This window comes from Labrys sp. WJW (genome assembly GCF_001676615.1).
Taxonomy (GTDB): Bacteria; Pseudomonadota; Alphaproteobacteria; order Rhizobiales; family Labraceae; genus Labrys; species Labrys sedimenti.
In genome coordinates this window covers 64,975-77,657 of the sequence record NZ_LYXZ01000041.1, presented here as the reverse complement: position 1 = coordinate 77,657, position 12,683 = coordinate 64,975, and the positions used below count along the sequence as shown (strand labels likewise).

Annotated in this window: 11 protein-coding genes; 8 read left to right on the top strand and 3 right to left on the bottom strand. The window is 64.8% G+C overall.

Features of this window, described 5'->3' with window-relative positions; genetic code table 11:
- The first annotated feature begins 339 nt into the window (after positions 1 to 339).
- The gene (locus tag BA190_RS24765) at positions 340 to 1,608 is read left to right on the top strand and encodes an ROK family transcriptional regulator (protein WP_068293939.1); all 1,269 of its coding nucleotides are present in this window, start codon (positions 340 to 342) and stop codon (positions 1,606 to 1,608) included.
- Positions 1,609 to 1,615: 7 nt separating this feature from the next.
- Here the strand turns inward: BA190_RS24765 and BA190_RS24760 are convergent, their stop codons facing one another.
- On the bottom strand, positions 1,616 to 2,389 hold the full coding sequence (locus BA190_RS24760; RefSeq protein WP_068293938.1) for an SDR family NAD(P)-dependent oxidoreductase: 774 nt from the start codon (positions 2,387 to 2,389) through the stop codon (positions 1,616 to 1,618).
- A 454-nt stretch (positions 2,390 to 2,843) separates the two neighbouring features.
- Here BA190_RS24760 and BA190_RS24755 point away from each other — a divergent pair, with 454 nt between their 5' ends.
- From BA190_RS24755 to BA190_RS24730, 6 genes are all read left to right on the top strand, one after another.
- Complete coding sequence (locus BA190_RS24755) at positions 2,844 to 3,677, top strand: DeoR/GlpR family DNA-binding transcription regulator (protein WP_068294084.1); 834 nt, start codon at positions 2,844 to 2,846, stop codon at positions 3,675 to 3,677.
- A 20-nt stretch (positions 3,678 to 3,697) separates the two neighbouring features.
- Positions 3,698 to 4,498, top strand: a complete 801-nt coding sequence (locus BA190_RS24750; RefSeq protein WP_068293937.1) for a BtpA/SgcQ family protein — start codon at positions 3,698 to 3,700, stop codon at positions 4,496 to 4,498.
- Positions 4,499 to 4,775: 277 nt separating this feature from the next.
- Positions 4,776 to 6,275, top strand: a complete 1,500-nt coding sequence (locus tag BA190_RS24745; RefSeq protein ID WP_068293936.1) for an FGGY-family carbohydrate kinase — start codon at positions 4,776 to 4,778, stop codon at positions 6,273 to 6,275.
- A complete protein-coding gene (locus tag BA190_RS24740; protein WP_068293932.1) occupies positions 6,272 to 6,928 on the top strand; it encodes an HAD family phosphatase in 657 nt (218 codons plus the stop codon). Before BA190_RS24745 ends, BA190_RS24740 begins: the two co-directional genes overlap by 4 nt.
- 10 nt (positions 6,929 to 6,938) lie before the next feature.
- Positions 6,939 to 7,259 (top strand): hypothetical protein, encoded by a 321-nt coding sequence (locus tag BA190_RS24735; RefSeq protein WP_068293929.1) that lies wholly within the window; start codon positions 6,939 to 6,941, stop codon positions 7,257 to 7,259.
- Between the two features lie 193 nt (positions 7,260 to 7,452).
- Positions 7,453 to 9,717, top strand: coding sequence for a N,N-dimethylformamidase beta subunit family domain-containing protein (locus tag BA190_RS24730; RefSeq protein WP_068293927.1), 2,265 nt, complete (start codon positions 7,453 to 7,455; stop codon positions 9,715 to 9,717).
- Positions 9,718 to 9,746: 29 nt separating this feature from the next.
- Here BA190_RS24730 and BA190_RS24725 read toward each other — a convergent pair whose 3' ends face one another.
- Positions 9,747 to 10,673, bottom strand: coding sequence for a hypothetical protein (locus BA190_RS24725; RefSeq protein WP_068293925.1), 927 nt, complete (start codon positions 10,671 to 10,673; stop codon positions 9,747 to 9,749).
- 79 nt (positions 10,674 to 10,752) lie between these two features.
- Entirely contained in the window at positions 10,753 to 11,292 is a 540-nt protein-coding gene (locus tag BA190_RS24720) for a DUF2569 family protein (RefSeq protein WP_068293922.1), read from the bottom strand.
- A gap of 325 nt (positions 11,293 to 11,617) precedes the next feature.
- Between BA190_RS24720 and BA190_RS24715 the strand changes: the two genes are divergently transcribed.
- Complete coding sequence (locus BA190_RS24715) at positions 11,618 to 12,661, top strand: LacI family DNA-binding transcriptional regulator (protein ID WP_068293921.1); 1,044 nt, start codon at positions 11,618 to 11,620, stop codon at positions 12,659 to 12,661.
- Positions 12,662 to 12,683 lie beyond the last annotated feature (22 nt).

The window sequence follows — 12,683 nt, the reverse complement described above, 5'->3', positions numbered from 1 at the left end:
TCCTCTGATGTCGGTCTGGTGGGGCAGTTCTTGTTGTTGCGAGGTCGGATCAGGCCAATGCCCCTACCGCCTCGGTTGATTGCTTGAACGCTGACCAGTTGAGGGCACCTGGACGAATGCCCCTCATCGTGACCGGTTGTATCCCACCGGTTTCTCTAATATGTTTGATGCTCACACAAACTAACTATATCGTCAAGGCGAAGCCTGACGATTCTGGGCGGGATGCGCGGGAAAGGATGGGGGACATTCCCACGCGCTGGCACTAAGAGTTGGCGGGCAATTCATTTCCCTGCGACGACCATTGGTCCTCGCAGGCATTTCAGTACGGGACTGGCGGCCATGGCGTCCGATGATAGGTTCTCGTCCGATGGCGAACGCGGCGGCCTTGCCGCGCTGAACGACCTGTTCGACGACGCGCCACGCTCCGAAGCCCGGCGGCAGGGCCTGATTTCCTCGAGTTCCATCGGCCTGGCCAATCGTGGCCGCGTGCTGCAGGTGCTGTTCGATCTCGGCCCGACCAGCCGCGCCGAACTGGCCAGGCATGTCGGGGTCAACCGCGCTACCATTACCGGCATCATCCAGCCCTTGATCGACCAGGGCATCCTGGTGGAAGGTGAGCCGCTGCCCTCGAAGGAAGGGGGCGGCAAGCCGGCGCGGCCGATCTGGTTCGCCGAGGATGCCGCGCCGATCTGCGCGGTCCTGCTCATGCATGACGGCGTGCATTGCTGCCTGGTATCGCTGGACGGCACCATCACCGCGGAAGTCCGGGCTCCCTTTCCCGAGGATGCCGGGGCGGTGGATGTCCTGATCGGCATCGTGTTCGATTGCCTCGGCCAGGTTCTGAAGCACGCCCATCGCCCGCCGCTCGGCATCGGGGTGGCGGCCGGCGGCATGATCGACACCGATACGGGTACGATCGTCGCGGTCAATCTTGCGCCTTTGCTCGACGGCTTCCCGCTCGGCCAGGCCCTGGCGCGCCGCTTCGGCCTGCCGGTGCGGGTCGACCACCATCCCCGCGCCTTGCTGGTCGGAGATCGCTGGTTCGGTATCGGACGCGGCAAGCCTAATTTCGCGGTGATCTACACCGGGGATGTGCTCGGCGGTGCCATCTTCCTCGACGGTCACCTCTATCGCGGGCCGGCCGGGGCGGGCGGGGAACTCGGCCACACCTTCGTCCAGGTGGACGGCGCGACCTGCCGTTGCGGGCGCAGGGGGTGCTGGGAGACGATCGCCACCCTGGGTTGGCTGCGCGGTCAGGCAAGCCGAGGCGATCTGCCCGAGGCCGAGGCCATGGATGCAAGGCGTCTCGCCGGATTGGCGGCGGACAGTCAGGCGGCAGCAGACCTGCTCGACCGCTACGCCCGTCACATCGCCATCGGCATCGCCAATCTGCAGCAGACAATGGCGCCGAATTTCTTCGTGCTGCACGGCGACGTGGTGGGCGGCGGTGCGACCCTGCTGGAGGCGATTGCCGCTCATATGCGCGACCTCGTGCCCCGGCGTCCTGGCAACGATATCCAACTCGTCATGGGGGACCTCGAAGACCGGGCGGCGCTACGCGGAGCCGCCGGCTTGATTCTCTCTGAGTTGCTGCATTTCTCGCTGTGACGAAGGGTCAGCCCATATAGACGCCGCCGGTGACGTTCACGGCCTGGCCGGTCATGAAGGCGGCACCTTCCGAGGCGAGGAAGGCGACGAGGGGGGCGATGTCCTCCGGGGTCTCGATGCGCCCGAGCGGGGTCTGTGCGATATAGTCGGCGGCCACGGCTTCCGGCGTGATGCCGCGCAGCTTGGCCTCCCACTCGATCTCGCGCTCCTGCATCGAGGTGCGCACGAAGCCAGGGCAGACGCAGTTGACGCGGATGCCGTGCGGCGCCATCTCGCGGGCGATCGCCTGAGTCCAGCCGACCACGGCGAATTTGCTGGCCGAGTAATGGGCCAGCAGCGGCGCGCCGACCTTGCCGGCCAGAGAGGCGGTGTTGACGATCGTGCCCTTGCGGCCCGCTGCGAGGAAATGGCGCACGGCGATCTGGTTGGTGAGGAAGATGCCGCGAATGTTGACGTCGAAATTGAAGTCCCATTCCTCGTCGGTGAGGTCGACCACCTTGTTCATGGTGGAGACGCCGGCATTGCCGATCAGGAGGTCATAGCCGTCCCAATCCTGTGCGATCGCCGCGAAGGCCGCTTCGACTGAATCGCGCTTGCGCACGTCGATGGCGATGCCGCGATGGCCTTGGCCGAGGCTGCTCGCCAGCCCTGAGGCGCGCGTCTCGTCGAGGTCGGCTACCGCGATCCTGACGCCGAGGCCTGCCAGGTGGCGGGCGATCGCCGCGCCGATGCCGGAGGCGCCGCCTGTTACGATTGCCCGTTTTCCGGCCAGGTCCTGCATCGATATGTTCCCGCTTTCGAATGAATCTCGAACATATTGAAACATAATCGAGCGATATCGCACAAGCGTAAATGTTGGCACGATGAGATGGGACTGCCGTGAGAGCCAAAGGAAGGGACAGGCGCGGACTCGTGGCCGGACTTGGGCCGTCATTTCAAGCGATGATCGAGGGCAAATAAAGACCAGACAGCCGAAACCCTCCCTTGTGGACAAGTTTTGGCTGATGGCCTCCATCAGGAAAGGGCTTCAGCGACAATGCGCCCCAAAGCACGGACCTTGCCGGATCGGCCTGTCTTTATCGACGGAAAATTCCTACTGCTTGTGCAGATGGGGCTTGCTACCTGATCGAAGATGTTACATCTTGTGATCGATTATGTTCGATTTCGTCATGGTGCATGCTGCCTTTGTGGGCGCTACAAGGGCAATCTGAATGCAGCTGAACATGGCGAAGAGAATGCAGATGACGCCCGTGATGACGAATGCTTCCCGGATCCCGGCAACGGCGCGGCGCGACAGGCTGATCCAGATGATCGGCCAGCGCCGCTACATCAACGTATCCGATGCGGCGGTGGAGCTTCAGGTTTCGGAAATGACGATCAGGCGCGACCTCGACCGCCTTGCCGAAAGCGGGCTGATCAGCCGGGATCATGGCGGGGCGACGGCGCGGGCACCCGAGACGGCGTTCGATGCCGAGGAGCCCGCCTTCGAAGTCCGTGGCCGGCGGCAGGCCGAGGCCAAGGAGAAGATCGCGCGGGCAGCGGCCAGGCTGGTGCAGCCGGGGCAGACCATCGGCATCGATACCGGCAGCACCACCCATCGCTTTGCCCGCGAATTGCTCGACCGTCCCGGGCTGCGGCTGTTCTGCAGCAACCTGCGCACGGCCGGGCTGTTGGCTGGCGGCAAGAGCCCGGTCTACGCCCTCGGCGGGTTGATCCGACCCCATGAGTTTTCCGTATGCGGGCCGATGGCGAGCTCGCAGCTTTCGACCCTGTGGCTCGATACCGTCTTCCTGGGGGTCTCGGGCATCACCGCTCAGGGCATTTTCGACTACACGCTCGAAGATGCCGAGATCAAGCGCGCCTTCATGGAGCGTTCCCGCCAGGTGGTGGTGCTGTGCGATTCTTCCAAATTCGACCACCGCTCCCTCGTGCAGGTCGGCCCCTACGGCCAGATCCACGTCCTCGTCACCGATGCCGCCTTGCCCGAACATCTCGCCGAGCCCCTGCAAGAGGCCGGCGTCCGCGTCATCATCGCCGGGCAGGACGCGCCGGCTTTCTCAGAACCCTAAGGTTTCAACAGGAGTTATCGATGGTTTTCGACTTCCTCGGCCAGCGCCGCAAGGCCGTGATCGCGATGGTGCATATCGGCGCGCTTCCCGGCGCCCCGCTCTTCGACGCGAAGGGCGGCGTGAACAAGCTCATTGACGATGCTGCCAAGGATATCGAGAACCTGCAGGACAATGGCGTGCATGCCGTGATGTTCGGCAATGAGAACGACCGGCCCTATCGCTTCAAGGCTCCGATCGAATCCCTGGCGGCGATGACGGCGATCGTCACCGCGCTCAAGCCGCTGCTCAAGGTGCCCTTCGGCGTGAACTATCTGTGGGATCCCGCCGCCTCGGTGGCGATCGCGGGGGCGACCGGCGCTTCCTTCGCCCGCGAGATCTTCACCGGCCTGTTCGCCTCCGACATGGGGTTGTGGCAGCCCAACGCGGCCGATGCCCACAAGCTGCGCCGCGAGGTCGGGCGCCCTGACCTCAAGTTGCTCTACAACATCAATGCCGAATTCGCGTCCTCGCTGGACAGCCGGCCGATCGAGCTGCGCGCCCGCAGCGCCGTGTTCTCGTCCCTGGCCGACGCCATCCTGGTCTCCGGCCCGCTCACCGGCCAGCCGGCAGCCGCGGCGGACCTGAAGAAGGTGGCCGAGACAGTCAAGGACGTGCCCGTTTTCGCCAATACCGGCGTCAACATCGACAATGTCGCCGACGTGCTGTCGGTGGCCTCCGGCGTGATCATCGGTACCCATTTCAAGGTCGACGGCAATACCTGGAATGCCGTCGATCCGGCGCGGGTGAAGCGCTTCATGGACAAGGTCGCGCCGCTGGCGTGAGGTGGGTGCCGAATCGGGGGCGGCTCTTCAGAGCCGCCTATCATGGAGCTGGGTCTGAAGAGCTGGACGGACAAACCGTAGCAAGCCGAGAAGAACTCGATTTTGTCATGCCCGGGCTTTGTCCCGGGCATCCAGGGAGCCGCAACTTGTTGAGTTCATGGCTCCTGGATCACCGGGACAAGCCCGGTGATGACAAGGGTCGAGGTTCCCGCGACTTTTCGGTCAGTTTTTGAAGGCCCGCTCCCCACCTGCGAACACGCATATTTCGGAACTTTCCATGCCCTGCGTCCTCGGCCTCGACATCGGCACGACCTCCACCATCGGCATCCTGATCCGCCTGCCCGGCGAGGTACTCGGCCTCACCTCCCGCCCCGTGACGCTGCGTTCGCCCCATGCGGGGTGGGCGGAGGAGGATCCGAACCAGTGGTGGGAGAATGCCTGCGCCATCACCCGTGAGCTGATCGCCACGAGCGGCATCGCGCCTGGTGAGATCGCGGCCGTCGGTGTCACCGGCATGCTCCCGGCCGTGGTGCTGCTGGACGGGGACGGCAATCTGATCCGCCCGAGCATCCAGCAGAGCGACGGACGCTGCGGGGAGGAGGTGGCCGAGCTGGCCGCCGAGATCGCGGAGGATGTCTTCCTGGCTCGGGCCGGCAACGGCATCAACCAGCAATTGGTGACCGCCAAGCTGCGCTGGATCGAAAAGCACGAGCCGGAGGGCTTTGCGCGCATCGCCACCGTGTTCGGCTCCTACGACTACATCAACTGGCGCCTGACCGGGGTGAAGGCGGTCGAGCAGAACTGGGCGCTGGAGGCCGGTTTCACCGATCTCGCCACCCAGAACATCGCCGACGACCTGGTGTCGCTTGCCCATATCCCGCGCAGCGCCGTGCCGCCGCGCAGCCTCTCCCACCAAATTCTCGGCGCGGTGACGGCAGAAGCGGCCGCAGCCACCGGGCTCAACGCCGGTACGCCCGTGGTGGGCGGGGCGGCCGATCATATCGCCTCGGCCCTGTGCGCCGGCGTGGTGGCCCCCGGCGACGTCCTCCTGAAGTTCGGCGGCTCGGCGGACGTGCTGATCGCCTCCGACAAGGTGGCGCCGGATCCGCGCATGTATCTCGACTACCATCTGGTACCCGGGCTCTATGTGCCCAATGGCTGCATGTCGACCGGCGGTTCGGGGCTCAACTGGTTTGCCGCGACCTTTGCAGGCGGCGAGCGCGAGGCGGCCGCAAAGGAAGGTCTCAGCCTGCACCAGCATCTCGACCGGCTCGCCGCCGACATCCCGGCCGGGGCCGAGGGCGTGCACATCCTGCCCTATTTCCTCGGCGAGAAGACGCCGATCCACGATCCCGTCATCCGCGGTTCCTTCTCGGGCCTCAGCCTGGCAACCGGCCTTCCCCATCTCTGGCGCGCCTTGCTCGAAGCCTATGCCTACGCTATCCGCCATCATGTCGAGACCCTGAACGACATGGGGCACGCCACCACCAATTACCTGGTTTCGGATGGCGGTTCGAACAGCGCGGTCTGGATGCAGATCGTCGCCGACGTACTGCAGGTTCCCCTGCAGCGTCTCAACGGCCATCCCGGTTCCTGCCTCGGTGCGGCCTGGACGGCGGCCATCGGGGCGGGGCTTGCCTCGGAATGGCCCGATGTCTCGCGTTTCATCAGCCTGCGCGACCGGATCGAGCCAAATGCGCAGAACAAGGCAGTCTATGAAGCGGGATACCGGGCCTTCCGCGGGCTCTATCGCCGGCTTCGTGAGGAGGATGTATGAGAATCGAGGCCATCGCCTGGGACATCGACGGCACGCTGGTGGACAGCGAGCCGCTGCACCAGGAGGCGCTCAACGCCATCAGCCACGATCTCGGCATCGACATGTCGGACCTGCATGACGACCGCTTCCGCGGCATCCACATGGGCGATGTCTGGCGTCTGCTGGAAAGCCGGATGCCGGCCGGCGTCACGGAAGCAAGCTGGGGCAAGGCGATCGTCGACTACTACATTGCCCGGGCCCACACGTTGGAGCCCCTGCCAGGCGTGCTCGATCTCGTGCGGCGTTTCGCGGATGCCGGCATCCGGCAGGCTTGTGTCTCCAACTCCAGCCGTCCTGTGGTCGACGCCAACCTTGCCGGACTCGGCATCCTGCCCTTCATCGCCTTCTCGATCAGCCTCGACGATGTCGGCAAGGGCAAGCCCGATCCCGAGCCCTATGCCACGGCCTGCCGGAGGCTTGGTGCTTTGCCGGCTCATGTCCTCGGCGTCGAGGACAGCCATACGGGTTTTGCCTCGGCCAAGGCCGCGGGCCTCCTGACCGCATTCCACACCGTCGGCGGCAATGCCCCTGCAGGCGCCGACCTCGTCTTTTCCGATATGCGCGATCTCGGGGCCTTCGTGCTGGCACCGGCGGCCGTTCCATCAAGTTCGTGAAGGCAGTGCCATGGTCTACAAGATCGATCCCCAGGCGGACCGTCAGTATATCGAGGAATTCCGGCGCTGCCCGATCGGGCGCCACAGCCCCGGCCTGCAGCGCGTGCTGCACATCATGCGCCAGGACCCCAGCGGCAACCAGGTGATCCTGTTCTGCCGCAAGCCCTTCGAGGAATGGGTGCTCGCCACCATGCCGCCCGACCGGCGCGATCCGATCGTCTATGAGGACGAGCCTGTCTTCACCAGCCGCGAGGAGGCGGAATGGGAGATCTTCCGCCGGCGCTGGCGCCTGCTCACCGGCGAGAGCATCAACCTGCCGTTCCGGGACTGAGGGATACTTCCCTTCTCCCCTTGCGGGAGAAGGTGCCCCGAAGGGGCGGATGAGGGGTGAAACGCGACCTTGCAAGGTATCTGCCAACACCCCTCATCCCCCCTGCCGGGACCTTCTCCCGCAAGGGGAGAAGGCAAACACGCGGCGCGCTTCCGCCTCATCTGAATAATCTTGCCATCCGAGGTCCCACCCCATGCTGAAAATCACCGGCTATCCCGACCGCTATTCGGTTGCCCCCGGCGAGACCATCGCCTTCAAGATCTCGCTCGAGGAAGGGGATGGCTTCGACGCCCGGCTGGTGCGCGTGCGGCATGGCGACTGCAATCCCGAGGGACCGGGCCTGAAATTCCCCCATGTGCCGACCGATATAGACGGACGTCACCCCGGCCGTCCCCAGCGCATCGACGCGGGCTCCTACATGCAGGCTGATAGCGTGCCTGCGCTTGGCGCCGAGCCCTTCACCTTCTTCGCCATGCTGTGGCCGACCCTGCCGTCGCGCGGGCCGCAGACCATCGCCGCGCAATGGGACCCGGTCAGCGAGCGCGGCTTCCGCATCCGGATGCTGGAAGGGGGGCGCCTGGCCGTGGCTGTCGGCGATGGGCCGGGACGCATGGCCGAAGTCGCGCTGCATGACGGCATGCTGGTGCGCCAATGGTATGCGATCGCCGTGGCCATCGATCCCGCTAGCGGCCGTGTCATGCTCTCCCAACGGCCTGTGAAACCCTATGCCCATGTCTTCGATGCGGGCTTCGAGGAAACCAGCCTGGCGGTGTCGCTGCCTTCAGTCGAGACCCCCTTCATGCTGGCGGGCTGCCGCCTGGCCGACGGCACGGTGGCCGAGCATTTCGACGGCAAGATCGACGGACCCATCCTATTGGCCGGTTTCCATGCCCCTGAGCAACATCAGGCACTGCTGCTGTCGCCTCAGCCGGTAGCCCTGAAGGCCAAGATCATCGCGCAGTGGGATTTTTCGCAGGAGATCGGCTCGACCCAGGCCGTCGACATCGGCCCGTCGCTTCATCACGGCGAGCTTGTCCATCTGCCGACCCGCGGCATGAAGGGCTGGAACTGGACCGGCGAGGAACATGACTTCAATCGCAAGCCGGAGCATTACGGCGCCATCCACTTCCATCACGACGATCTCTACGATGCGGGCTGGGAGACCTCCGTCAGCCTCGTCATTCCCGATGGCCTGAAGAGCGGCCCCTATGCGCTGCATGTCACCTGCGGCGACAGCGACGAGACGGTGACGCGCGAAAACTACATCGCCTTCTTCGTGCGTCCGCCGCGGCGCCGCCCTAAGGGCTCACGCCCAAAACTCGCCATGCTGGCCCCGACGGCCTCCTACATGGCCTATGCCAATCATGGCGAGCACATCACCGCGCGCGGCGCCGAGCTCGCCATGAACCGCCTCCTCACCTTCGGCCATTCCGACGTCTATCTCTACGAGCATCCCGAACTTGGCGGCTCGCTCTATGACTGCCATGCCGACGGTTCGGGTGTGCATTATTCCAGCCGCCTCAGGCCCGTGCTCAATTTCTCGCCGCGCTACCATTCCTGGCTCGGCGGGCACGGTTCGGCCCTCTACCAGTACAATGCCGATACCCATCTCTATGACTGGCTCGATTTCCGTGGCGTCGACTACGACGTCATCACCGACGAGGACCTGCACGAGGACGGCTACGAGCTGCTGCGGGACTACCAGGTGGTCATCACCGGCACCCACCCCGAATATCATTCCACCCGAATGTGGGATGCGATGAAGGCCTGGATCGATCGCGGCGGCCGGCTGATGTATATGGGCGGCAATGGCTGGTATTGGCGCATCGCCTATCACCAGACCCTGCCGGGCGTGATCGAGCTGCGCCGGGCCGAGGACGGCATCCGCACCTGGATCGCCGAGCCGGGCGAATATTACCAGTCCTTCAACGGCGAATATGGCGGGCTGTGGCGACGCATCGGCCGGGCGCCCAATGTGATCTGCGGCGTCGGCTTCATCGCTCAGGGCTTCGACGTCTCCAGCCCGTATCGCCGCGCGCCCGACGCCGACAATCCCCGTGCTGCCTTCATCTTCGAAGGCGTTCCCGACGAGATCATCGGCGATTTCGGCCTGATCGGCGGCGGTGCGGCCGGCATCGAGCTCGATTGCCTGGCCACGGATCTGGGATCGCCGCCCAACATGCTGCGCCTGGCTTCTTCGGTCGACCATTCGCCGATGATGCTCCTGGTCAACGAGGAGTTCGGCGTGGTGCCGCCCAATATCGGCGGCGACACCAATCCGCGCGTGCATGCCGATCTTGCCTTCGGCGAGACGCCGTCGGGCGGTGCACTGTTCGCGACCTCCTCGATCGCTTGGTGCGGCTCGCTTAGCCACAACAACTACGACAACAACGTCTCCAGGATCACCTGGAACGTCCTGAAGCGCTTCCTGGAGGACGAACCCTTCCCGGTGGCGTGAGGAAAGAGTTCGGCGAGCAGAACCGTTCCCTATTTCCCGTAAGTGAGGTTGATCCATCCGTCGGGGAACAGCTCGCCGGGCGTGGCGCCGCCGATCATGATGCGGAAGACGTCGTCGACCCCCACCGGCTGGGGTAGCTTGACCGACAGATAGAAGGGCTTGGTCGCCTTGGGAAAATCCGTCAGCGCGGCGATGGTGTCCTCGACCTGCGCCGGGGGCATGTTGGTGAGGCTCAGGGTGATGCGCAGCCAGGCCGCGGCCTGGTCCTTGATCTGCTTCAGGCGGGCTGCAGGGTCGGCCGAGCCGCGAAGCAAGGTGTAGCCGACGGGCAGGAGAAGCAGGCGCTGGATCTCGCCTTCCTCGTCCTGCAGGCTGAATTCGAGGGATTTCAGGGCCGTCCGTGTGACGATCGTCTTCGATTGCCCCTCAGACGCCGTGGGGTCGAAACGGGCGATTTCGGCGGAGGCGCTGAGTGCCCCATGCCGCGTGTTGAAGGTGAACGCGGTGAGCTTCAGCGTCTTGCTCGTCGTGTCCAGCTCATAGTCGATGGAGAAGGCGAGCGGGTCGCGCGAGAGCTGCAGCATGTAGTCCTGGGCGGCATCGCCCGAACTGCCGGAGAGACGCATTCCTGCAGCCGTCAGGCGAAGAGTCAGCGGCAGCTTGCCGCTGTCTGCAGGATCGGGCTCGATCGTATCGACATCGACCGTATCGATGGTGAACGATGTCGGCTTGGCCTCCGAACGCAGATTGCCGAAGAGGCAGCCCTTCGCTCCTTTGGCTCCGACCTTCTCGGCCGTGAGGCTGAGGGAGTGAGCCTTGGAGAAGGCGGCCAGCAGGTCGCGACAGCCCTGCTCGGTACCCGGCGCGGCAGTCTGGGCCAGGGCTGGCGCGCCCAACAGCAACCATGCAGCCAGCAGGCCAGGCCAGAACGATCGGTGCGTCATGGTCATGGTCATCGTCTCTCCTCGGGCCGGCGGTCCGTGCCGGCAATTGCTCTCGGAGAAAACGCACCCGGCAGGGGCAATCGTTCCCACCTCACGAGAATATCTCGCCGAGCTGCATGGCGGCCTCCTCCGGCGACCGGAACGTATTCGCCACTCGCCGGGAGCGCCGGAAATAAGCGATCCAGATCAGGCAGATGGCGGCGATGAAGGGCAGGACCCAATAGTCCTGTGGATTTGCCTGCTGCAGCATGTTCTCCACCGTCCGATAGAGAAAGAAATCCAGGAAGCCGAGCACGAGTTCCACCGCATAATAGATGATCATCCATCTCGGTGTCTGGGGCGAGCGTTTCAGCATCAGATAAAGGCAATAAGCGGCGAGCGCGCCCCTGACGACCGATGTGAAGGCGTAGGCGAGAAGCGGCAGCCGCGCTGCTTCGAGGCGGCCATCCTCCGCGCCGCCGACGAAGGGGCCGAGCAGGTTCCAATCGGTCAGTGTGGAATAGATCTCATAGGCCGAATAGAACGGATTGATGAGGATATCGAGCAGGGGCAGGATGAGCCAGCCTCCGATGCCGACAGGCCCCGCAATATGTGCCCGTGAGGCCGGCCGGTGTTCGTTTGCGATGCCCATGGGATGCCACCATCGCCTTCTTAAAGTCCTTCATGCATAGCATCGGCTGAGGGCCGGCCCAAGTGACCTGGGTTACCGTGACCTGGGTTACCGTGACCTGGGTTACCGTGACCTGGGTTACCGTGACCTGGGTTACCGTGACCTGGGTTACCGGAGCGGGCGATCACCGCCGCCCGTGCCCCCGACCCCGATGCGAATGCTCGCTGAGGCGGGACGACGCTGGAGGGCGGCCTGTGGCAGCGGGGCCGATATCCCGGCATGACAGCGCTTGACATTGACCAAAACGTTTTGGATTTATTCAAAACGTTTTTGAAGAGAAAAAGCGGTGAGTGAAACGTCGCGGGCGATCGGGCTCAAGGAACTCGCCAGGGTGCTCGGCCTGTCGGTGCCGACGGTCTCGCGTGCGCTCGGCGGCTATTCCGACGTTTCCCAGAAGACGCGGGAGCGGGTGGTCCAGGCGGCCCGGGAGCATGGCTATGTCGCCAGCCGCGCCGGACGCATGCTGGTCTCGGGGCGTTCCAACGCCATCGGCATGATGCTGCCGCAGCCGGCGGGCCAGGTCACGGACGCCTTTGTCGGCGAGTTCCTGCTCGGCCTTGCCGACAGCCTTGCCGAATTGGGACGCGATCTCTTCCTGGCCGCCAGTTCCCAAAGCCGCGACGAGCTGCAGGTCCTGCGCAACATGGTGGACGGCTCGCAGGCCGACGGCATCGTCATCAATCGCCTCACCGTCGACGATGCCCGGGCCCGCGTCCTGATAGCGCGGCGCATTCCCTTCGTTGCCCATGGCCGGCTGATCGATGCTCCCGGCCCCTATTCCTGGCTCGACACCGATGGCGAGAAGGCGCTGGACGGCCTGGCGCGCCTGCTGGCCCGCCTCGGCCACCGGCGCTTCGCCCTGGTCATGCCCGACGTCGCCTATACCTTTGCCCATTTCCGCAGCCGCGGCCTGGAGCGGGCCTTAAAGGAGCTCGGCCTGCCGTTGCGGCCGGACCACGTCGCCAGGGTGGCGCCCAATGACCCAGCCTCCCTCCAGGCTGCTGCTCGCATCCTGCTGTCTTTCGTGCCCCGGCCGACGGCGATCGTGGCATTGACCGATCCACTCGCATTCGCCGTGCTCGAGGCCTGTCGGGGGCTGGGCTTGCGCGTGCCGGCGGATGTTTCCGTCATCGGTTTCGACAATGTACCAATGGCAGCTTTCGCCGATCCGCCATTGACCACCTTCGACCAGCACATCCGGGAGAGCGGGCGTATTGCCGGTGAAATGGTGGTCGAGCGGGTGGAACGGGGCGAGGCCGGCATCCGCTCGTTGCTGCTGGAGCCAAAGCTCGAGCTTCGGGCCAGCCATGGCCCGGCTCCTATCGACTGAACGATCACGCGCAAGGAGCCTT